18 protein-coding genes and 1 tRNA gene are annotated in these 21,327 nt (G+C 61.0%); 13 read left to right on the top strand and 6 right to left on the bottom strand.

The window, feature by feature from the left end:
• Nucleotides 1-155: 155 nt before the first annotated feature.
• From B7Y43_RS05390 to B7Y43_RS05380, 3 genes are all read left to right on the top strand, one after another.
• Nucleotides 156-659 (top strand): prolyl hydroxylase family protein, encoded by a 504-nt coding sequence (locus tag B7Y43_RS05390; RefSeq protein WP_374130594.1) that lies wholly within the window; start codon nt 156-158, stop codon nt 657-659.
• A gap of 272 nt (nt 660-931) precedes the next feature.
• Complete coding sequence (locus B7Y43_RS05385; protein ID WP_374130593.1) at nt 932-2,551, top strand: hypothetical protein; 1,620 nt, start codon at nt 932-934, stop codon at nt 2,549-2,551.
• Between the two features lie 81 nt (nt 2,552-2,632).
• Entirely contained in the window at nt 2,633-5,422 is a 2,790-nt protein-coding gene (locus B7Y43_RS05380; protein ID WP_374130592.1) for a TonB-dependent receptor domain-containing protein, read from the top strand.
• 66 nt (nt 5,423-5,488) lie between these two features.
• On the opposite strand, the gene B7Y43_RS05375 is transcribed toward B7Y43_RS05380, so the two are convergent.
• The 5 genes from B7Y43_RS05375 to lon all read right to left on the bottom strand — a co-directional run bounded on the left by B7Y43_RS05375 (nt 5,489) and on the right by lon (nt 10,708).
• Entirely contained in the window at nt 5,489-6,799 is a 1,311-nt protein-coding gene (locus B7Y43_RS05375; protein ID WP_374130639.1) for an amidohydrolase family protein, read from the bottom strand.
• Between the two features lie 147 nt (nt 6,800-6,946).
• Nucleotides 6,947-7,564, bottom strand: coding sequence for a hypothetical protein (locus B7Y43_RS05370; protein WP_374130591.1), 618 nt, complete (start codon nt 7,562-7,564; stop codon nt 6,947-6,949).
• A gap of 41 nt (nt 7,565-7,605) precedes the next feature.
• Nucleotides 7,606-7,680, bottom strand: a tRNA-Val gene (locus B7Y43_RS05365).
• A gap of 116 nt (nt 7,681-7,796) precedes the next feature.
• On the bottom strand, nt 7,797-8,069 hold the full coding sequence (locus B7Y43_RS05360; protein ID WP_374130590.1) for an HU family DNA-binding protein: 273 nt from the start codon (nt 8,067-8,069) through the stop codon (nt 7,797-7,799).
• 176 nt (nt 8,070-8,245) lie between these two features.
• Nucleotides 8,246-10,708, bottom strand: a complete 2,463-nt coding sequence (gene lon / locus B7Y43_RS05355; RefSeq protein WP_374130589.1) for an endopeptidase La — start codon at nt 10,706-10,708, stop codon at nt 8,246-8,248.
• A 91-nt stretch (nt 10,709-10,799) separates the two neighbouring features.
• Here lon and B7Y43_RS05350 point away from each other — a divergent pair, with 91 nt between their 5' ends.
• The 9 genes from B7Y43_RS05350 (at nt 10,800) to B7Y43_RS05310 (ending at nt 18,780) form a co-directional block, all read left to right on the top strand.
• Nucleotides 10,800-12,485 carry a M1 family metallopeptidase gene (locus tag B7Y43_RS05350; protein WP_374130588.1) on the top strand — a complete coding sequence of 562 codons (1,686 nt, stop codon included), beginning with the start codon at nt 10,800-10,802 and terminating at the stop codon, nt 12,483-12,485.
• A gap of 64 nt (nt 12,486-12,549) precedes the next feature.
• Nucleotides 12,550-13,149, top strand: coding sequence for an isoprenylcysteine carboxylmethyltransferase family protein (locus B7Y43_RS05345; RefSeq protein ID WP_374130587.1), 600 nt, complete (start codon nt 12,550-12,552; stop codon nt 13,147-13,149).
• Between the two features lie 44 nt (nt 13,150-13,193).
• A complete protein-coding gene (locus B7Y43_RS05340) occupies nt 13,194-13,832 on the top strand; it encodes a phosphoribosylanthranilate isomerase (protein WP_374130586.1) in 639 nt (212 codons plus the stop codon).
• A complete protein-coding gene (gene trpB, locus B7Y43_RS05335) occupies nt 13,829-15,073 on the top strand; it encodes a tryptophan synthase subunit beta (RefSeq protein WP_374130585.1) in 1,245 nt (414 codons plus the stop codon). The genes B7Y43_RS05340 and trpB overlap by 4 nt, the downstream gene beginning before the upstream one ends.
• Nucleotides 15,070-15,297, top strand: a complete 228-nt coding sequence (locus B7Y43_RS05330; RefSeq protein WP_374130584.1) for a hypothetical protein — start codon at nt 15,070-15,072, stop codon at nt 15,295-15,297. The genes trpB and B7Y43_RS05330 overlap by 4 nt, the downstream gene beginning before the upstream one ends.
• Entirely contained in the window at nt 15,294-16,085 is a 792-nt protein-coding gene (trpA, locus tag B7Y43_RS05325) for a tryptophan synthase subunit alpha (protein ID WP_374130583.1), read from the top strand. The genes B7Y43_RS05330 and trpA overlap by 4 nt, the downstream gene beginning before the upstream one ends.
• Complete coding sequence (gene accD / locus B7Y43_RS05320) at nt 16,082-16,936, top strand: acetyl-CoA carboxylase carboxyltransferase subunit beta (RefSeq protein ID WP_374130582.1); 855 nt, start codon at nt 16,082-16,084, stop codon at nt 16,934-16,936. The genes trpA and accD overlap by 4 nt, the downstream gene beginning before the upstream one ends.
• 27 nt (nt 16,937-16,963) lie before the next feature.
• Entirely contained in the window at nt 16,964-18,286 is a 1,323-nt protein-coding gene (locus B7Y43_RS05315) for a folylpolyglutamate synthase/dihydrofolate synthase family protein (protein WP_374130581.1), read from the top strand.
• A 65-nt stretch (nt 18,287-18,351) separates the two neighbouring features.
• Nucleotides 18,352-18,780 carry a DUF6628 family protein gene (locus B7Y43_RS05310; RefSeq protein ID WP_374130580.1) on the top strand — a complete coding sequence of 143 codons (429 nt, stop codon included), beginning with the start codon at nt 18,352-18,354 and terminating at the stop codon, nt 18,778-18,780.
• A gap of 9 nt (nt 18,781-18,789) precedes the next feature.
• On the opposite strand, the gene B7Y43_RS05305 is transcribed toward B7Y43_RS05310, so the two are convergent.
• The gene (locus B7Y43_RS05305) at nt 18,790-20,118 is read right to left on the bottom strand and encodes an MFS transporter (RefSeq protein WP_374130579.1); all 1,329 of its coding nucleotides are present in this window, start codon (nt 20,116-20,118) and stop codon (nt 18,790-18,792) included.
• Nucleotides 20,119-20,180: 62 nt separating this feature from the next.
• On the opposite strand from B7Y43_RS05305, the gene B7Y43_RS05300 reads away from it, so the two are divergent.
• On the top strand, nt 20,181-21,326 hold the full coding sequence (locus tag B7Y43_RS05300; protein ID WP_374130578.1) for an aromatic ring-hydroxylating dioxygenase subunit alpha: 1,146 nt from the start codon (nt 20,181-20,183) through the stop codon (nt 21,324-21,326).
• Nucleotide 21,327 lies beyond the last annotated feature (1 nt).

Below are 21,327 nucleotides of genomic sequence, written 5' to 3'. Positions count from 1 at the left end.
ACCCTCACCCGTCAGCCTGTTTCGGTTCAGGCCAGCCTTCGCTGCCCGTCATCGCTCATCTGAGCAGGCAACCAGCTATCCAAAAAGTTCCTAGCGCCAAGTTGACATTGTTCCTTAAGCGCCATTTCCTAAAGCCAGATCTTTGTGCCGCGCTGATGGATCGCATCGACGCGGAGCGGCGTCCTTCAACGCTGTCGGATCCCAATGGCGACGCAAAATATCGCACCAGCGAAACATGTGACATCGCGTTTGATGACCCGCTGGGCATGACCGTCAATAGCGCGATCTGCGATTTGATGGGATTGGATCCGGCGTTTGGCGAACCGCTGCAAGGACAGCGTTATGCGGTGGGCCAGGAATTTAAGCTGCATACCGATTATTTCGATCCGCTCGGGATCGATTACGAAAAATACTGCAGCGTGGCGGGGCAACGCACTTGGACGGCAATGATCTATCTCAACGAACCCGCCGCTGGCGGGGCCACCCGGTTCAAGGCCATCAACAAAATTGTCCAGCCTGAAACAGGCAAATTGTTAATGTGGGACAATCGCGGCCTCGACGGGTCCATCAACGCATCAACCTTGCATCAGGGCATGCCCGTTCGCGCCGGCACCAAATATATCCTGACCAAATGGTTTCGCGAACGGCGCTGGGGATAGGCGCCCGCGCGCGCCCAGATCGGCACGATAGCCGCTGCCGCTCAGAGGAGAAATACCTGTATTATCGATGATTGCCTGGCAGCAATGCGCAGATGCAACGCCTTAAAACTGTAACTTTTAGTTCATCAAAGTGCATCGCAATTACCATGCTTGAGTCACAAGCCCTTTCTAGAGGCGGTGGAGATGGGAGCGCGGGGGCACAACGACTCGCGGCTGCATCGTGAACGCAACGGTCACTCGACCGGGCACGAAAACACGCTGGAGACAGGGAAATGATTAACTCGAACCTACGTCGCATCCTCTTTGCGACCGCGTCGGTTGCTGTGCTGAGCGGCTGCGGCGCCAATGACATCGCCTCCCCGGGTACCGGCGGCAACGTGACGATCAACAACACGCCTGCGCCCGCACCTGCGCCAACCCCAACCCCCACGCCGACCAGCACGCTGGTCACCGCAGCAAGTGGCTGCCCGACCATTGCCGATTCCGCCGGCCTGACCGATGCGGGAACCATCACGGGCCCAACCGGCACCTATCGCCAGTGCAACCTGCCCGCCCGCATTACGCGCAGCTCAACGCTCCCGCGCATTCCAGGCGTTCTGTATGCATTGCCTGGCCGCGTTGACGTTGGCACCGATCAGGGTGCGACGACCACGGGCACGACCAACGTTGTGCTAACGATCGAACCTGGCGTTATCGTCTTTGGCAACACCGGTGTCTCTTGGCTCGCCGTCAACCGCGGTAACTCGATCCAGGCGGTCGGTACCGCCGCTCGCCCGATCATCTTCACCAGCCGTGACAATGTCCTCGGCCTCAACACCGACACGTCGTCGGGCCAGTGGGGCGGCGTCGTGCTGATGGGCCGCGCTCAGATCACTGACTGCGCTGCTTCCGGTGCAGCTCCAGGCACCGCTGCTTGCGAGCGCCAGACCGAAGGCGCAATCGATCCTGCCGTTTACGGTGGCACCAATAACACCGAAAGCAGCGGCCGGATGAGCTTCGTCCAGATCCGTTTTTCGGGCTTCGTCCTTTCGGCAAATAGCGAGCTTCAAGCCCTGACGACTGAAGGCACTGGTAGCGGCACCGTGCTGAACAATATCCAAACGTTCAACAGCTCGGATGACGGCGCCGAATTCTTCGGCGGTCGCGTCAACATGCGGTACTTTATCTCGGTTGGTGCCGAGGACGACAATCTTGACACTGACGTCGGCTTGAAGGGGAACTTCCAGTATGTGATGGTTGCGCAGCGCGCAGGCAGCGAATCCCGCGGCACCGACGCGATCATCGAAGCCGACAGCGATAACGCCGTCGATGGCGATAACCCACGCCAGAACACGATCGTGTCGAACTTCACCTTCTTCCACCGTGTAAACAACACGTCGGCTCTGTCGGCGATCCTGCTGCGCGGCGGCACGGACTACACGCTCGTTAACGGTATCGTATCGGCGGCGTCGCCATCGCCATCGTGCCTACGCATCAGCCGTGCCCAGACCGCCTCGGCTACGGCCAACCCTGCCATTGACGAGCTTGGCGCACCGGTGTTCCGCTCGGTCGTCATGCAGTGCGGCGCGACGCCGTTCCTAGGCGCCAATGGCGTAACCAATGCTGATGTCACGACGATCTTCGGCGCTGGCAGCAACAACAACAGCGCAACCTTCACACCGTCGTTCACCAGCACCTTCATCAACGGTCCGGCGGAAACTGCAGTCCCTGCATTCGACGCGAGGCCGTTGACGGCAAGCTCGGCCAATGGCCCGTTCTTTGAACTGACCAGCTATATCGGTGCGGTCCGTGATGCCAACGACACCTGGTATCGCACATGGACGTGCAACAGCACGACGCTCGACCTCGGTACCGGCAATACCGGCCTGTGCACCTCGCTGCCAACGATCTGATGCTCGGTAAGTGAAATTGGACGGGGCGTGGCCATGCAGGCGACGCCCCGTCCTTGTTCAGGATTTCAAAGGGGGTTTACGATGTCGAGGCCGTTCGAGCTGGCAAGCCTATTGCTGATTTCATCTGCGCTAGTAGCGCCTTCGGTAGCGCGTGCGCAGGCTGTGCCCGCGCCAGCCCCGGCACCTTCAATCCCTGCCCAGACGGCCGAAGCGCCCGCGCAGGACCCGGCGGTTGCCACGCCTGAAACCGCCGCCCCAGCGGAGGAGGAACAGGTCGCTGAAAACCCCGATATTTCCATCCCCGGTGGCGGGGACATCGTCGTCGTCGGCAAGCGCAATGGCAATATTGCCCGCTCGACGTCGCAGGTTCTTTCCGTCCTGTCGTCAGAAGACATTGCCCGCACGGGCGAAGGCGACATCGCCGGCGCGCTGGCGCGCGTGACCGGCCTGAGCGTTGTCGGCAACGGCTTTGTCTATGTCCGTGGTCTCGGCGACCGCTATTCGCTCGCGCTGCTCAACGGTTCGCCCCTGCCGAGCCCTGAGCCGCTGCGCCGTTCGGTGCCGCTCGACATCTTTCCGACTAATGTCATTGCCTCATCACTGGTTCAAAAAACCTATTCGGCGAACTTTCCAGGCGAATTCGGCGGTGGCGTCATCAACCTGACGACCAAATCGACGCCCAAGGAAGGTTTTTTCAACGTCAATTCCAGCATCGGCGCTGATACCGTCACGACCGGGCAGCTTGGTTATACCTATTTCGGGTCGGCCAGTGACTGGACTGGTTTTGGTAACGGCGCGCGCAATATCCCGCCGGCCCTGGCGTCTTTCCTGAGCAGCGGCCAGCAGATTGCCGATACCACGCGTGCCACCCAGCGCGCGATCGCGTCGCAATTGTTCAACGGCAACAACTCGGTCGTCCAGCGCAATACTGCCATTCCGCCCAACTGGAGCTTCAGCCTGGATGGCGGGAAATCCTGGGATATCGATGATGTCACGTTGGGCCTGATTGCGACCTTTGGGTACAGCAACAAATGGCGCACGCGCGACAACCTGCAGCAGACCACCGCGACGCAGGACCTTTCGCTTGCCGAAACCAGCTTCCAGCGCGTGATCACCGACAATCGCCTGGTCGTTGACGGGTTGATTGGGACCAGCCTGGAATTTGACCGGAACAAAATCCGGTGGACTACGCTCTATGTCCGCGACACGCTGAAGCAAGCGCGCCTCGGCGTCGGCACGATCACTGGCTTGGCGCAGAACAGCACCTTCCAACAGCAGGACACCGCCTGGTTTGCCCGCCAGCTCATCGACACTCAACTGGCAGGTGAGTTCAAGCTGACCGATGCACTCAGTCTTGATCTGCGCGGCGGCTATGCAAATTCGCGGCGCGATGCCCCAGACGAAATTTCCTTCCAGTATCAGCGCTCGAACAACCCAGCGAGCCCAACCGGCCAGTTCTTTCTCAACCCGCTTAACGGCCAGTTTGGCGACGCCACGATCGCTAACTCGTTCCTGCGTGAAGACCTGTATTCGGTCGGTGCCGATGTTGCGTACAAGTTCACGCCTGATGTGACCGGCTCGGTCGGCTATGCCTACACCGACACGTTTCGGCGGACTGAACGGCGGGCATTCCAGTTCCGCCGCGACCAAATCGCCACGCGTCTGCGCGAACAGGGCTTGAACGATCTTGCGGGTGCGCAGGAAACCGTTGCGACTGGGCTATCCTTCCTCCGTCCTGATGCGTTGCTGTCGCCTGCGGTGATTGATGCCTTTGGTATTTCGATCAACGAGAATTCAGGGACGCCGGTCTTCGGCGCCAGCCTGCGTATTCATGCCGGCTATGGCCGCCTGCAATGGGACATTCTGGACGATCTCAATGTCGATATCGGCCTGCGCTATGAAACGGCGCGCCAGGCCGTTAATGTCGTCCAGATCTTTGCCACACCGATCTCCCGCTCTGCCGAAGCGCAGATCAACCGCAATTATTTCCTGCCGGCGGCAACCTTCACGTACAAGATCACCCCCGAGCTGCAGGTCCGCATCGCGGGTTCGAAGACCATTTCGCGCCCACAATTCCGCGAGTTGATCGATCAGTCCTATTTCGATCCAGAGGTCAATCGCGAATATCGCGGTAATGGTCGTCTAACCGATACCCAGCTTTACAATGCTGAAGGCCGGATCGAATGGTATTTTGACCGCGATCAGCGCGTTTCGGCTGCCGGTTTCTACAAGCAGATCGATAACCCGATTGAAGTCTTCACTGGTAGTTTCCAGCAATCGTTTATTTACAGCTATGCCAACGCCCCCAGTGCAACGCTTTATGGCGGTGAAGTTGAGGCGCAGAAATATTTCAACCTGAGCGATGTCTTTGAAGGGTCTTCCTTCTTTGCCTCGCGTCGCCTGCTACTGATTGCGAACTATACCTACACCAAATCGCGGATCAGTGTCGGTGCGAACGATCCCGCATCGGTATCCTTCCTGTCGGGCATTACGCGGGCCAACCAGCTGTTTCGTGATGGCGTCCCGCTGACCGGGCAATCGGATCACCTTGCCAATCTTGAGATTGGGCTTGAAGATCGCGATGGCTTGTCGCAGCAGACCTTGTTGCTCAACTATGCCAGCCGCCGTGCGACGATCCGTGCAGGGGCGCTCGGCCAGCCTGACGTCTTCGAATATCCCGGCTTCCAGCTAGATTTCGTCGCGCGCCAGGGTGTCAAACTGGCTGGCATCAATACCGAAATGAAGTTCGAAGCACGCAACATCACCGGCACCCGGTTCCAGGAATTCCAGGACAACGGGGTCAACCGGATCAACTACAACCTCTATAATGTCGGCCGCACGTTGCAATTCTCGATGAGCGTGAAATTCTGATCGGCATTGGTCGTTCGGTGGCTCAGGGCCGCCGGACGACCAGCCCCCGATTGCAGCAGGTCGCAATCAGGGGCGCCGAACGACTACTCCGGCCTGCATCACCAAGGTTACCGATCGAAGCACGGCAGGGTCCCGAACCGGATCGCCTTGCACAGCGATGATATCCGCTACCATGCCCGGGCCTATAGCACCGACCCGATCCGCGATGCCAAGCGCAGCCGCATTGCCGCTGGTCGCTGCCATCAGCACGGCGGCGGGCGGCATGCCCCATGCGACCATCAGCGTGATTTCCCGGGCATTGTCGCCATGGCTAAAGACGCCCGTGTCCCCGCCCACGCACATTGCTACCCCGGCTTTCAATGCAGCGGCAAAGCTGGCGCGTTTAGCAACAATTGCCGCAGGTTCAGGGCTGCCGCCGCGCCAGCCGCGATACCGCTCGATCGCGTCAGTCGCCGCGAGCGTGGGGCAAAAAACAGTGCCATGCCCCTTCATCAACGCGAATATTTCCAGCGTGCCGTCATTCCCATGCTCGATCGTATCCACCCCGGCGATTGTCGCACGGCGCATCCCCTCGATCGTACTGGCATGCGCCGCAACTTGGCGACCTGCTGCATGGGCGGCATCGACCACCGCGCGCATCTCAGCGATTGAAAACGTGGGCCGACTTGGTTCGCCAGCACCCCAGCGATAATCAGCATAGAGCTTGATAACGTCAGCACCCCGGCCGATCTGCCGCCGCGCCGCTGCGACCAGTGCCTCCCCATCGGCTTCTTCGGCCCCTTGCGGGACGTCAAATCCAGGGTCGAATCCCTTGGGGCCATAGCTGCCCGTCGCGACCAGCGCACGGGTTGCCACCAGGACTCGCGGTCCGGGAACGATGCCCTGGGCAATAGCCGCCTTCAGCCCGACATCGGCATAGCCCGCCCCCTCCGTCCCCAGGTCACGCACGGTGGTAAAGCCCGCCATCAACGTCGCGCGCGCATTGGCCGCAGCACGCACCGTGCGCAGCGCCAAGGGTTCTTTCAGAACCTGATCATTCCAGCTGGTTTCGTTATAGGGGTGGAGGAAAAGATGGACATGCGCGTCGATGAGCCCGGGCAGCAATGTCGACCCGGGCAGCGTGATCATCTGCGCATCAGCGGGTGCAACGATGTCGGGGCCGACTGCGGCGATTTGGTCGCCCCGCACCAGCACTTTCCAGCCGCGATGGACAATGCCGTCGCGTCCATCAAATACCGCGTCGGGCGCAAGCAGCGTGGCCGCCGCAGCGGGAATGGCAGGAGCAGGCGGACGATCATTCTGGCCCGCAACCGCAGATGCAGCGAACAACACGCCAACGGCAGCACCGGCAAGCACCATTCTTGATTTCACCGCCATTCCCTTCGCGATGGTATCAAGCAAGCCTAGGCCGGATTCAGGTTTAGTCGACTCTTCTCTCGAACTGCCGCGAAACAAAAGTTTCCGACAGTCAGCCGACATCCAGATTCAACCGCCAATCCGCAACGATCAGCCATGATCGACCGATCAGTTTTTGACCCGAATGTCGACGCCCCAAATCCGCCATTCCTTCTTTTCAGGGTCAGTCTCGGTCGGGTCGGCGGATCGCCGCAGCATGACGACACCTTCGCGGTGCGCAGTGGTGCCTTTTTTCCGGTTTTTGACGTCGATCGTTGCCGTCACCAGGATATATTGCTTGCCGTCGGTCATCTTGATCGCCGTCGGTTCGCCGGTAACCGGTTCGAAGACGCTATAGATTTTAAACCCGTCGCTGAACGTTTTCAGCGTCCCGCGCGTATCGCCGCCGCGATCGCCCCACAGGACATAGGCTTTGTCATAGTCCCCAGCACGGATGAAGCTGAAATAGCGATCTACCGTTTCCTTGGCGGCAATGGCACTGGGCGAACTGGCTGGTTCATCACCGAGTATCTTCTTGCCAGGCGTCGCTGCCTCCGGCGCCTTGGCCATTTGCTGATTATTGGCCGGTCCTTCAGGTGCCGAACAACCGGCGACAAGAAGGGCCGAAATCAAGGAAATCACGACGGAAAAACGCACGCTACCACCTCTTTTTTTGGCCTGCCGCCTATTGGCAGACAGGGCGGATAGAGGCAAGCGCAGCAGGGCTAAACCGCCCTTTTCCAGCAAAAAAGCCCCGGCCGACCGTTGGTCGCCGGGGCCTTTGGTGATGGTGGGCGCGGCAGGGATTGAACCTGCGACCCCACCCGTGTGAAGGGTGTGCTCTACCACTGAGCTACGCGCCCGAAACCTCGATTTCCGATAGGTACGGGACCAAAGACAAGGGCGGCGGTTTCCCGCCGCCCCAATCATGATGCCTTTAGCATGCGGCCAAAGCTTGTCCAGCCCCGGCCAGAAAAGCTTAGTTTACCGAATCCTTCAGGCCCTTGCCGGCCTTGAACTTTGGTTGTGACGACGCCTTGATCGTCATCGGCTCTCCAGTGCGCGGGTTGCGGCCCGTCGACGCCTTGCGCTTGCTGACAGAAAAAGTGCCAAACCCAACCAGGCGGACTTCATCGCCCTTGGTCAGTGCGGTCGAGATTGAATCAAACACTGCCTCAACGGCTTTGCTTGCGTCGCCCTTTGTGAGGCCTGACGCATCAGCGACTGCCCCGATCAATTCCTGCTTGTTCATCCGTTGGAACCCCCGTCTCTTGCGATTGCAAATTTATAAAATCAATTGAGTCACGGCGCGGCCGGACGACCAATAAGGCTGCTTGGCAACAGCCTGTCAAAGCAAATCCGTCATAATTTGCGCCCGGCAGGCTAAATTATGACGGATTTCTAGGCTTTGAGGTGTGGTTAGCCGTTTCAGTGGTGCACTTCGCCGCCCACGGGGGGCACGCCCGCTGGCGGGAGCGCAGCCAATTCGTCAGCGTCGCTCCAGTCGATCGCCGTTAACGGCTCCGTCAACGCGAGTCGCAATGCTTCATCGACATGGCGGATCGGAATGATTTTCAACCCCTCGCGGATATTGGCCGGAATTTCGGCCAGATCCTTCTCATTTTCCTGCGGAATCAACACAGTGGTGATCCCGCCGCGCATCGCCGCGAGCAGTTTTTCCTTCAGGCCGCCGATCGGCAACACCCGTCCACGCAGCGTAACCTCGCCGGTCATGGCGACATCGCGGCGGACAGGGACACCCGTCAATGTCGATACGATTGATGTCACCAGACCGATACCCGCCGACGGTCCATCCTTCGGAACCGCCCCTTCGGGCAGATGGACGTGGATGTCCTTGCGCGCGAAGATGCTCGGCTTGATGCCATAGGTCGGCGCGCGCGCCTTGACGAAGCTCATCGCCGCCTCGACCGATTCCTTCATCACATCGCCCAGCTTGCCGGTGGTGCGCACCAGCCCCTTGCCCTGCACCGTGACGCTTTCGATGGTCAGCAATTCACCGCCCACTTCGGTCCAGGCAAGCCCGGTAACGGCGCCGATCTGATGCTCCTCTTCACCCATGCCGAAGCGATATTTCTGCACCCCGGCATAGTCGGCGATGTTGTCAGCGGTGATGACCACACTTTCCATCTTGCCTTCAAGGATGCGGCGCAGCGCCTTGCGTGCCAGCCGCGCGATCTCGCGCTCCAGCGTGCGGACGCCGGCTTCGCGTGTGTAATAGCGGATCAGCGCGCGCAGCCCGTCGTTGCGCAGCTCGAATTCGCCGGGCTTCAAGCCGTGCGCCTCGATCTGCTTGGCAACCAGATGACGCTCGGCGATCTCGACCTTCTCGTCCTCAGTATAGCCCTCCAGCCGGATGATCTCCATCCGGTCGAGCAACGGCTGCGGCAGGTTGAGCGTGTTCGCCGTCGTCACGAACATGACGTCGGACAGGTCGATATCGATTTCCAGATAATGGTCCTGGAATTTCGAATTCTGTTCGGGATCGAGCACTTCGAGTAGCGCGGAAGCCGGATCGCCTCGGAAATCCTGGCCAAGCTTGTCAATCTCATCGAGCAGGAACAGCGGGTTGCTGGTGCCGGCCTTGCGCAAATTGGTGACGATCTTGCCCGGCAGCGAGCCGATATAGGTCCGCCGATGGCCACGAATCTCGGCCTCGTCGCGCACGCCACCCAGCGACTGGCGCACGAATTCACGCCCGCAGGCCTTCGCGATCGACTTGCCCAGGCTGGTCTTGCCGACACCCGGCGGGCCGACGAGGCACAGGATCGGCCCTTTCAGCTTGTTGGTGCGGGCCTGCACCGCGAGATACTCGACAATCCGGTCTTTGACCTTCTCAAGCGCATAATGATCCTCATCAAGGATCGCCTGGGCGGCTTCGATATCCTTTTTCAGCTTTGATTTCTTGCCCCAGGGAATCCCCAGCAGCACATCGAGATAATTGCGCACGACCGTCGCCTCGGCCGACATCGGCGCCATCGTCTTCAGCTTCTTCAGCTCGGTGGTCGCCTTGGTGCGGGCTTCCTTGGAGAGCTTCAGCGTCGCGATTTTCTGCGTGAGCTCAGCGATTTCATCGCCCTCGCCTTCCTCGCCCTCATTGCCCAGCTCGCGCTGGATGGCCTTCAGCTGTTCATTAAGATAATATTCGCGCTGAGTTTTTTCCATCTGGCGCTTCACACGGCTGCGGATCTTCTTTTCGACCTGCAGCACGCCGAGTTCGCCCTCCATGAAGGCAAACACCATTTCCAGCCGCTTTTGCGGATCGGACTCGATCAGCAGCGATTGCTTGTCGGCCACCTTGACCTGGATATTCGCCGCAATGGCGTCGGCAAGCCGCGACGGATCGTCGATTTCGCCCAGTTGCACCGCAGTTTCGGCCGGCAGCTTGCGGTTTAGCTTGGCATAATTTTCAAACTGATCGACGACCGACCGCATCAGCGCCGCCAGTTCCCGGCTGACGTCCTCGGGACTGAAGGCGGCGACCTTTCTGTCTACGCCCTCCGCGGCCTCACCAAGTTCGCTGGCGCCGTCATCGCCTTCAAGCATTTCGATTTCGGCAGAAAGATGCCCGTCCTGAGCGAAGATTTGCGAGAGCTTGGCACGCTTTTTCCCCTCAACCAGCACGCGGACTGTGCCGTCGGGCAGTTTGAGGAGCTGCAGCACCACCGCCGTTACGCCAATTTCATACAAATCGTCGCGATCGGGATCGTCCTCGCTCGGGTCGAGCTGCGCCACGAGGAAAATTTCCTTGGTATCGTTCATCGCGGCTTCGAGCGCGGCGACGGACTTGTCGCGGCCAACAAACAGCGGCACGATCATATTCGGGAACACGACGATGTCGCGAAGCGGCAATACGGGATAGGTCTTGGTCATGCAGTCTCCGGCGGCGCCCAATCGGGACGCCAATTCTTCTTTATATGGGGATGGTCACCGTTCCATCAATCGGCTTGTGGCAGGATTTGCGATGCTGGTGCTGATTGCCGCCGCACCGCCGCGGAAAGGCGAGCCGCCGATCACGACACAAACCCAGAAATCTGGGGGCGTGATTGATCCCGACCAGGCCAAACTCGATTTTGAAAGTGCCGATCTCGCCATTGAGGTTTTCCCTGACAAAGAAGCAATTTCAGCCACGGCGACCTTGGTTTTCAAGGCCAACGCGGCGCTTGACCGGTTGGTAATCGATCTTGATCGCAACCTGCCCGTCTCAGCCATCGCCATCGATGGCAAACCGATCTTGTCCAAAAGCTGGGCTAATCCGCAAGGCCAGCTTGTCATAACCCTGCCGCATGACGTTGCCGCTGGCACGCATGTAACGGCGCGGATCAGCTATGCCGGCACGCCGCATGTCGCGGTTCGGGCACCCTGGGACGATGGTTTTGTCTGGGCAAAGACAAAAAATGGGCAGCCCTGGATAGCCTCCACCGCAGAAGGCTATGGCTGCGACCTGTTCTGGCCCTGCCTTGATTTCCCGACGGGTGAGCCTGGCCAGGTAACGCTTCACATTACGGTGCCAAAAGGGCTTTCGGCACCTGCCAACGGCGTGTTGCTGCGGACAGACACGCTCGCCAATGGCCGGACGACTTGGCATTGGCGGATCAAGCACCCGAATAGCTATGCCATCGCCCTTACGATCGGGCCCTATGCGGTTTTGACGGACAGGTACAAAAGCCGTTTCGGGAACGAGATTCCGTTATATTATTGGTATTTGCCCGACGAAAGGCAGAAGGCAGAAGCCCTGTTCGCCGAATTCGCGCCGACGATCGATTTTTTCGAAAGCGTGATTGGTCCTTATCCCTTTGCAGATGAGAAACTGGGCGTGGTCGAAACCCCGCATCTCGGCATGGAGCACCAGACGATCAACGCATATGGCAATGGCTATGCCAAGGCGATTGAGGGGTTTGACTGGCTGTTCCAGCACGAATTGTCGCATGAATGGTTCGGCAACCAACTCACCGCGGCGAACTGGGACGATTACTGGCTGCATGAGGGCTTTGGCAGCTATATGCAGCCGCTCTTTGGCCAGTGGCGCGAGGGCGATGCCCGGTACGCAGCGATGCTAGATCTCCAACGCGGCAAGATTGAAAATCGGGCACCGCTGGTATCAGGCACCATCCGCACCGAGGAAGATGTCTATGAGGCTGCCAAAGGCGGCCCTGCGGGGGATATCTATTACAAGGGCAGCTGGACGCTCCACACCCTGCGCTGGCTGATTGGTGACGCTGCCTTTTTCGAGGCCACGCGTCGATTGGTCTATGGCCGACCCGATCCAAAGCCGGGCAATTTCACCCCGCGCTTTGGATCTACCGGCGAATTCGAAACCCTGGTCGCGGCGGTGACGGGCAAGGATTATCACTGGTTTTTCGACGCTTATTTGCGCCAGGCGCCGCTGCCAGAGCTAATCACCACCCCGCGTGATGACGGCCTGGCGCTGGCATGGAAACTGCCCGCCGACCTCCCCTTCCCAATGCCGATTGAGGTGAAGGTCAACGATACGGTCACCCGGATCGAAATGCCCGACGGTCATGGCTGGATCGCGGTGCCCAAGGGCGCGCATGTCGTGATCGATCCGATGGCACGAGTGCTGCGGCGTTCAGTGGCGGTGGAGGCGATGCAGGCCTATCATAAAGAGCGAGCAGGCGGCGGTTCGTAGGCGGTGATTGCGCGCCGAGCTTATCAAGTGTATCGCTATTGTAACACAGATAGGAGCCAAGGCGATGTTGCCGGCCAGTGATCCCGTAGGCCTTCCGGGCCTCGCCGCGCTGGGATTTGGCATTGCGCTCTTTGCCGTTGCCCTGCTGGGCGCACGATTACGTGCGCGACGTGACGCCGCTGAACGAGGCGGCAGGCGGGCCAATAGCTCCATCCTGTGGATAGCCCTCCAAGGTTTGGCGATTGGCCTGGCCGGCGCTGGCCCGATTTACGTCGTGCTCGATCCGCTCTCGTCAGCTTCATTGATCACGGCGGCGATAACCCTGGCACTGATGCTGGGGGCGGTTTTCCTGTTTGACTGGTCATCACGGGCAATGGGGAAAAACTGGGCGCTGGTCGCTCGCACCCGGACCGATGCCAGCCTGGTGACAACGGGGCCGTTCGCCTATGTCCGCAACCCGATTTACGTCGCGCTCGGCCTGTTCATGGTCGCGATGGCGATTGCTTTTGGCCATACGCGGATGCTGATCGTCGCCATGCCGCTCTTCGCCTTTGCCACCTGGATGCGCGTATCGCTTGAAGAAACGCTGCTCCGGGCTGAATTTGGGGCGGCCTATGATGCCTATAGCAACCGCGTGAAGCGTTTTGTGCCGGGTCTGCTCTAAAGGCCGGGGTGACGCCGCCCGCATGACCCTGCTAAGCGCGGTCCATGTCTGTCTCTGTCAAGATTTGCGGCCTTTCCACGGCTGAAACGCTCGATGCCGCCGTTGCGAACGGCGCGGCCTATATCGGCCTGCTCTTCTACCCGCCCTCGCCGCGCTATGTCGCGCTTGGCCAAGCCGAAGCGCTCGCGATGCGCGTGCCCGATCATGTTGGCCGGGTTGGTGTATTTGTCGATCCTGACGATGCATTGGTCGATGCCGCCATCGCCGCCGGAAAACTGACTGACCTGCAGCTCCACAAGGTTACCCCCGAACGCGCAGCGGCCTTGCGAGCTCGAACTGGCTTATCGATCTGGGCAGCTGTTGCGGTACGCGCGCGCACCGATCTTGATGCCGCGCGCGGGTTTTCGGGCGCAGCAGACCGGATTTTGTACGACGCCAAGACACCCGACAACGCGGCCCTGCCCGGCGGAATGGGGGTTCGCTTCGACTGGGGGTTGCTGAACGGCTTCAGCCATCCGCTGCCCTGGGCGCTTTCGGGCGGCTTAGACGCCATCAATGTCGGCGATGCCGTCCGCCAGACCGGGGCGACGCTGGTCGATGCCTCATCGGGCATGGAAACAGCGCCGGGCATCAAGGATATAGACAAGATCGCCCTGTTCCTTAAAGCCTGTGCCGCATTATGAACGCGCCCCTTTCCCCCGCCCCCAATTCCTTCCGCGCACAACCGGACGAACGCGGCCATTTCGGCCAGTTTGGCGGGCGCTATGTCGCTGAAACGCTGATGCCCCTCGTGCTGGAGCTGGAGGCGGAATATAACCGCGCCAAGGCCGATCCCGCCTTCCATGCGCAGTTTGATGATCTGCTCGAACATTATGTCGGCCGTCCGAGCCCGCTTTATTATGCTGAGCGGCTGACCGAGGAACTGCGGAAAAGTGCGGCGCCGGGGATGGGGGCGCAGGTGTGGTTCAAGCGCGATGAGCTCAACCATACCGGCGCGCACAAGATCAACAATTGCATTGGGCAAATCCTGCTCGCGATGCGGATGGGCAAGACGCGGATCATCGCCGAGACCGGCGCGGGTCAGCACGGCGTGGCGACCGCGACCGTTTGCGCGCGCTTCGGCCTGCCCTGCGTCATCTATATGGGCGCGCGCGATATTGAGCGGCAGCAGCCCAATGTGTTCCGCATGAAGCTGCTTGGGGCAGAAGTCCGCCCCGTCACGAGCGGTGCGGCGACGCTGAAGGATGCGATGAACGAGGGGCTGCGCGATTGGGTCGCTAACGTCCACGACACCTTCTACATCATCGGCACCGCCGCTGGCCCGCACCCCTACCCTGAGCTGGTCCGCGATTTTCAGAGCGTGATCGGCAAGGAAGCCCGCGCGCAGATGCTGAGCCGCATCAACCGCCTGCCCGATCTGCTGGTGGCGGCGATTGGCGGCGGATCAAACGCGATCGGCTTGTTCCACCCCTTCCTCGATGATCCAGAGGTGAAGATGCTGGGCGTCGAGGCGGCGGGGCATGGGCTCGACAAGGAACATGCGGCCTCGCTCGCGGGCGGTTCCCCCGGCGTGCTTCACGGTAACAAGACCTATCTGCTGCAGGACGAAGACGGCCAGATCACAGAGGCGCATTCGATCTCCGCTGGCCTAGATTACCCCGGGATAGGGCCGGAACATGCGTGGCTCCGCGACATTGGCCGGGTGGATTACACCAGCGCGACCGATACCGACGCGCTCGACGCGTTCCAGCTGCTTTGCCGCACCGAGGGCATCATCCCCGCACTCGAACCAAGCCACGCCATTGCTGCCGTCGCCAAAATCGCGCCGACGATGCGCCAAGACCAGATCATCCTCGCGAACCTCTGCGGGCGCGGCGACAAGGACATCTTCACCGTCGCTGAGGCGCTGGGGACCGCGATATGAAGCGGGTTGCGATGATTGTCGCCCTTGCGGTTGGCTGGCTTGGGGCGATGTTGACCATCGGCATAGCTGCCTACCATGTTGGCGAATATGGTATGCCGGCTCTAACTTTTGCTGGGATCGGTCCCGAATCTCGCTGGGGTATCATTTGGAAGGCCCTGGTGGCGGCGACTTTTTTGTCGTTGCAGTATGACTTTCTGAAGCACCGCCAAGGAAGCCAAGGATGACCCGCCTCTCCGCTGCCTTCCCCGCAGACCGCGCTGCGCTCGTCACCTTCGTGACGGCTGGTGATGGCCCCACGCCTGCGATCCTCGACGCGCTCGTCGCAGGCGGGGCGGATATCATCGAACTCGGCATGCCGTTCACCGATCCGATGGCCGATGGTCCCGCGATCCAGGCGGCGAACCTGCGCAGCCTCGCCGCCGGCACCACCACCGCGCACATCCTGCAAATCGCCAGCGATTTCCGCGCCCGCCACCCGAATGTCCCCCTCGTCCTGATGGGCTATGCCAACCCGATGCTCCGGCGCGGCCCTGATTGGTTCGCCAACCAATGCGCCAAAGCAGGTATAGACGGCGTGATCTGCGTCGATCTGCCACCTGAAGAGGATGACGGCCTTGGCCCTGAACTCCGCGCAGCGGGCGTCGATTTTATCCGCCTCGCCACCCCCACCACAGATGCCGCGCGGCTGCCGGCAGTGCTCGATGGCGCGAGCGGGTTCCTCTATTATGTCTCTGTGGCTGGCATCACCGGTCTGCAGCAGGCCGCCCAAACGTCGATCGAGGATGCTGTCGCCCGGCTAAAGGCACAGACCGACCTGCCCGTCGCGGTTGGCTTTGGCGTCCGCACCCCTGAACAAGCGGAAGCGATCGCGGCGGTTGCCGACGGTGTCGTCGTCGGATCGGCCATTGTCGAGATCATCGCCGAACACGGCGCTAATGCGCCCGCCCCGGTTACCCGCTATATTGCCTCGCTCTCCGCCGCGATCCGCACCGCAAGGAAGATACCCGCATGACCTGGCTCAGCAATGTCCGCAACGCGCTGTCGTTCGTCGTTCCCAAAAAGGAAACGCCCGATACGCTGTGGCACAAGTGCAAGGGGTGCGGGCAGCTGATCTTCGTCAAGGAATTGGAGGATAACCTCCATGTCTGCCCAAGCTGCGCGCATCATGAGCGCATCGGGCCCAAGACGCGCTTTGGCTACACCTTTGATGGCGGCACCTACACCGCCCTGCCACAGCCGCGCGTCCAAGAAGACCCGCTGAAATTCCGCGATACCAAACGTTATGCCGATCGCATCAAGGCGGCGCGCACCGCCACCGGCGAAGGTGACGCCCTGGTTAATGCCCGTGGCAAAATCGGTGGCCGGTCGGCGATCGTCGGGGTGCAGGACTTCGCTTTCATGGGCGGATCAATGGGCCTGGCAGTTGGCGAAGCGTTTGTTGCGGGCGTTGAGGCCGCGATTGCTGATCATTGCCCCTATATCATCTTCACCGCTTCGGGCGGCGCGCGCATGCAGGAAGGTATTCTTTCGCTGATGCAAATGCCGCGCAGCACCGTGGCGATCCAGATGCTCCACGATGCCGGCCTGCCCTATATCGTCGTGCTGACTGATCCCACATCGGGCGGCGTGATGGCCGCCTATGCGATGCTGGGCGACGTGCAAATCGCCGAGCCCAAAGCGACGTTGGCCTTCACTGGCCGACGGGTGATTGAAAACACGATCCGCGAAAAGCTGCCCGATGATTTCCAGACATCCGAATATTTGCTCGCGCACGGCATGATCGACATGGTCAAACCCCGCAAGGAATTGCCCGAGACGCTCGGCAAGCTGATCGAGTTTCTGTGCGCGAAGCAGGCGGCGTAACAGCCTTCACGACAGCCCCAGTCAACCATGGCAGATAACGCCCGCTCTTCATCGCCCGAGGTGCAGGCGCAGCTTGATCGGCTATGGGCGCTGTCGCCCGGTGCCGATATCTTGGGGCTGGAGCGGATCACTGCGCTGCTCGACCGGCTTGGCAACCCGCATCGGTTACTGCCGCCTGTGCTGCATGTCGCTGGCACCAATGGCAAGGGATCGACCTGCGCCTTTCTGCGCGCCGCGATCGAGGCGGCGGGGCTGACCGCCCATGTCTATACCAGCCCGCATCTGGTGCGCTTCAACGAACGCATCCGGTTGGCGGGTCGGCTGATTGACGATGCGATGCTGGCCGCGCTGCTCGAAGAAGTGCTCAGTGCTGGCAGCGATATCGGCGCGAGCTTCTTCGAAGTCACCACCGCCGCCGCCTTCCTCGCCTTTGCCCGCACCCCCGCAGACGCTTGTATCATTGAGGTTGGGCTCGGCGGCAGGCTGGATGCGACCAATGTCATCGCAGCGCCAATCGTCACCGGCATTGCCCAGCTCGGCCTCGATCACCAAAGTTTCCTGGGCGACACGATCGAGCAAATTGCGGGAGAGAAAGCCGGGATTGCGAAGCCAGGTGCGATGCTGGTGACGATGCGCTATCCGCCATCGGTGGCGCAGCGCGTGGGCAGCGTTGCCAAATCGGCTAAGGCATCCGTCAGCGCACTTGGCACAGGCTGGCAGCTTGGGGTCGGCGACAGCGTCCGGTATGAAGACGAAAATGGCGTGATTGAAACTGGGTTGCCCCGGTTGTTCGGCCCGCATCAACCTGAAAATCTCGGCCTCGCCATCGCCATGCTGCGCCACCAGAATGTGCTGAGAATTCCCCCTGCCGCCTATCGCGCCGCTGCCGAATGGGCGGAATGGCCCGCGCGGATGCAGCGGCTCAGCCCTGGCCCGCTGCTCGCCCGACTGCCCGCCGGCAGCGAGCTTTGGCTCGACGGTGGCCATAACGCCGCCGCTGCCATCTCGGTCAGTACAGGCCTTGAAAATCGCGCGGGCAAGCGCCCGGTGCATCTCGTGCTGGGCATGCTGGTCAATAAGGATGCGCGCGGCCTGTTGCTGCCCTTTGCCAGTTATGCGCGCTCGCTTCAGGCCGTACCCGTCCCCGATCACGCGCATCATGCGCCTGACGCGCTGGTGGCGGCGGCTGAAAAACTGGGCCTGCAGGCCTCCACCGCCGCCGATATCAGCGCAGCGCTGGACGCTATCGCCGCCCGTGCTGATCCCGCCAATCCGCCGGTCGTGCTGATTCTGGGCTCGCTCTATCTGGCTGGCGGGGTGCTGGCGGCGAACGGCCAGAGACTCAGCTAGTTATTGCGATTGACTTGCAATAGCAGAACTTCGATACCCCTTATCATTGATCGGGAGATGTCGTGATGTTCGCTGCTGAAAACTTTACCCGGCCTTTGCCGCACCCGCTTCCCCTCACCCGTGATACCGAATTGTTTCTGTTCGCGGTTCGGCGGCTTGGTGCGCACGGGCTCGCCGATGCGCAGCTCGCCAATCATTTTGTCAGCGCCTTCGGATCAGGCTCTCAGCGCCCGCTGATCACGTTGCGCGTGATGATGGCCGAGATCGCAAGCGTGGCGAGCACGCCGATCATGATTGCGCCGTGCTGCTGCATGCGGATGACCGCATCGGAAGCAACGCTGATCGAGGTCATGCGGCGACTGAGCGATCAACCGCTCGCCGCCCGCGCCCTGCTCGCCGATCTGCTCGGCAACCGCTGTGTCGATGGCGTTCTGGCAACGATGGCGCTGGTCGGGTCGGCCTTTGCCGATGCCGGGCGCTGCATCAAGGGATAGCGTTACTCGTCAACTCGCCAGACGCTCGCCGTCCTTCGTGTCATCGACGCCCGCATCGCCAATCGCCTGATCGACCAACCCCTTGCGCATCATCCACCAGAACAGCAAAACGCCCGGAAAGGCGACGATCGTCGTCATCCAGTAAAAGGTGACATAGCCGAACTGTTCGACCAGCCCGCCTGCCGTCGTCGCGGTCAGCAGCCGCCCGACGACGCTGGAGGCAGCCGAAATCAGCGCATATTGCGATGCTGTATAGCGCAGATCGCACAGTGCCGCGAAATAGGCGACGACGGTAACGCCGCCGATCCCGCTGGCAATATTCTCAAAGCCGATCGCGCCTGCCAGTCCCCAGTTGGTATGCCCGGCTCCGGCCAGCACCGCAAAGCTCGCATTGGAAATCGCCATCAGGATCAGGCTCAGCAATACTGACGTCTTCATCCCCAGCCGCGCATACATCGCGCCGCCGATGAAGATTCCGATCAGATAGGCCCAGAAACCTACGCCGACATCGTAGATCGCGATTTCGTCATTGCTGAAGCCCAGATCGTTGAGCAGCAGCCGGAGGGCAATCTGACCCAATGTATCGCCGATTTTGTGGATCAGAATGAACAGCAACACGATGATCGCGCCGTTACGCTGAAAGAATTCGCTAAAAGGGCCGACGATCGACGCCACGATTTCCGCCATGCCACGTTTTTCCGCGGGCGCGCGGTGCCGCTCGGGCTCGCCCAGCACTAACCCCGTGATCATCGCCGGCAGGGCAAAGCTCGCACAAGCCAGATAGGCCCCTGCCCAGCCAATCCGCGCCGCCAGCACCAGCGCCAGCGCGCCCGCCGCGACAGAACCGATTCGCCAGCCATATTGCGTCATCCCTGATCCGACGCCGAGCTGATAGGGCTTCAACTGCTCGATCCGGTACGCGTCGATGACGATATCAAAGGTCGCCCCGGCAAAGCCGACCAGTATCGCCGCCACCACTGTTGCGCCAATATCGGTGGACGGGTTGACCAGCGCCAGATTGGCCACAGCGGCCATCACCAGCACACCAGCAAACAACAGCCACGACACACGCTGCCCTAGCCCGCCGATGATCGGCAGCCGCACGCCATCAACCGCCCACGCCCAAAGCGGCTTCAGGTTGTAAACAAGGAACCCCAGCGTGAACGCCGTGATGGTTTTCTTGTCGATGCCGTCCTGCGCCAATCGGCTGGTCAGCGTCGCGCCGATCATCGTATAAGGAAAGCCGGACGACACACCGAGGAAAAACGCGGCAAGCGGCGCCTTTTCGACATAGGGCCTGATGCCAGACAGCCAATCATCCCCCGCCGCTGTCGCCATCGCCCACTTGCTCCCCGCCAAATTCAGGCCGACACTAGCCGGAAAACGGGAGAAGGACAGCCATGAACGTGCATGCACCGCAAGGCTTGCGACCGACCGAGGGCCAGCTTGCGCTCGCCGCTATCCTCGCGCGGGGCGGGACGCGGGCGAGCACCGGAATCACCCATGTCGATGCCGCCGCCTATACCTCTGCCGATCGCCATGCGGCAGAGCAGGCGCATATCTTCGCCAAGCATCCGCTCATTATCGCCCCATCGGCGCTGCTACCGGAACCCAATATGGCGGTGCCGCATGACGGCTTTGGCAAACCGCTGCTGATCACCCGCGACAAAAGCGGCACCGCGCACGTCTTCCTGAACGTTTGTCAGCACCGGGGCACCCGGCTGGTCGAAGGGGGTGAGCCGGTTTGCACGCCGAAGCTCATCTGCCCTTATCACGCCTGGACCTATGGCCTGGACGGCACACTTACCGGCATGCCCCGGCTAGAAACCTTCCCCGGTCTCGACAAGGGCGATTTCGGGCTGAAACGATTGCCGACGGTCGAATCAGGCGGGCTGATCTGGTTCGCGTTCGACGAGGCCGCCGATTTCACCGAGGCCCACGCGCTAGGGGCAGATTTCGACGCCTTTGATCTGCCCGGTCATTATCTTTTCCGCCGCAAAACGCACCGCGTTGCAGCCAATTGGAAGCTGATCATGGATGCTTTCCTTGAAAGCTACCATGTCCAGCGGCTGCATGCGGGGACGATCGGGCCCTTCTTCAAAGACGGGGTGACGACGGGCGACCAGATCGGCCCGCACCAGCGCTCCGCCGTTGGTCGCGAAGCGGATCTGGTTGCGGCGGCGGGGAGTGATTGGCCGCAATTGCGCGCGGCGATCACTTATACCTATCAGATGTTCCCCGGCACCGTGCTGATCGTTAGCCCTGATTACATGAACCTGATGATCATGATGCCGCAATCCGAAGGCGAGGTTCTGGTCGAGGACTTCATGCTGATCCCCGAAGCGCCCGCCACAGACAAGGCACGCAACCACTGGGAACGCAGCTGGGCATTGCTCGATGGCCAGGTGTTTGCCGGCGAGGATTTCCGCGCGGCCGAGCTGGGGCAGCAGGGCCTGGCGTCGGGCGCGATCGACCGAGTCACGCTCGGCACGCTCGAAACCGGCATTCGCCATTTCCACAACGCGGTGGAGGCGCGACTGGCCTGAG

It is taken from the genome of Sphingomonas sp. 28-62-20 (assembly GCF_002281505.1).
This window is presented reverse-complemented; position numbering and strand designations above follow the sequence as displayed.

What these genes read in the sequence shown, in the direction of transcription:
- B7Y43_RS05345 (WP_374130587.1), top strand. Translation starts at nt 12,550, where the DNA reads ATGTTGCCGGCCAGTGATCCCGTAGGCCTTCCGGGCCTCGCCGCGCTG.
- lon (WP_374130589.1), bottom strand. Translation starts at nt 10,708, where the DNA reads ATGACCAAGACCTATCCCGTATTGCCGCTTCGCGACATCGTCGTGTTC.
- B7Y43_RS05310 (WP_374130580.1), top strand. Translation starts at nt 18,352, where the DNA reads ATGTTCGCTGCTGAAAACTTTACCCGGCCTTTGCCGCACCCGCTTCCC.
- B7Y43_RS05360 (WP_374130590.1), bottom strand. Translation starts at nt 8,069, where the DNA reads ATGAACAAGCAGGAATTGATCGGGGCAGTCGCTGATGCGTCAGGCCTC.
- B7Y43_RS05340 (WP_374130586.1), top strand. Translation starts at nt 13,194, where the DNA reads ATGTCTGTCTCTGTCAAGATTTGCGGCCTTTCCACGGCTGAAACGCTC.
- B7Y43_RS05385 (WP_374130593.1), top strand. Translation starts at nt 932, where the DNA reads ATGATTAACTCGAACCTACGTCGCATCCTCTTTGCGACCGCGTCGGTT.
- B7Y43_RS05375 (WP_374130639.1), bottom strand. Translation starts at nt 6,799, where the DNA reads ATGGCGGTGAAATCAAGAATGGTGCTTGCCGGTGCTGCCGTTGGCGTG.
- B7Y43_RS05390 (WP_374130594.1), top strand. Translation starts at nt 156, where the DNA reads ATGGATCGCATCGACGCGGAGCGGCGTCCTTCAACGCTGTCGGATCCC.
- accD (WP_374130582.1), top strand. Translation starts at nt 16,082, where the DNA reads ATGACCTGGCTCAGCAATGTCCGCAACGCGCTGTCGTTCGTCGTTCCC.
- B7Y43_RS05300 (WP_374130578.1), top strand. Translation starts at nt 20,181, where the DNA reads ATGAACGTGCATGCACCGCAAGGCTTGCGACCGACCGAGGGCCAGCTT.
- B7Y43_RS05350 (WP_374130588.1), top strand. Translation starts at nt 10,800, where the DNA reads ATGCTGGTGCTGATTGCCGCCGCACCGCCGCGGAAAGGCGAGCCGCCG.
- B7Y43_RS05330 (WP_374130584.1), top strand. Translation starts at nt 15,070, where the DNA reads ATGAAGCGGGTTGCGATGATTGTCGCCCTTGCGGTTGGCTGGCTTGGG.
- B7Y43_RS05380 (WP_374130592.1), top strand. Translation starts at nt 2,633, where the DNA reads ATGTCGAGGCCGTTCGAGCTGGCAAGCCTATTGCTGATTTCATCTGCG.
- B7Y43_RS05315 (WP_374130581.1), top strand. Translation starts at nt 16,964, where the DNA reads ATGGCAGATAACGCCCGCTCTTCATCGCCCGAGGTGCAGGCGCAGCTT.
- trpB (WP_374130585.1), top strand. Translation starts at nt 13,829, where the DNA reads ATGAACGCGCCCCTTTCCCCCGCCCCCAATTCCTTCCGCGCACAACCG.
- B7Y43_RS05305 (WP_374130579.1), bottom strand. Translation starts at nt 20,118, where the DNA reads ATGGCGACAGCGGCGGGGGATGATTGGCTGTCTGGCATCAGGCCCTAT.
- trpA (WP_374130583.1), top strand. Translation starts at nt 15,294, where the DNA reads ATGACCCGCCTCTCCGCTGCCTTCCCCGCAGACCGCGCTGCGCTCGTC.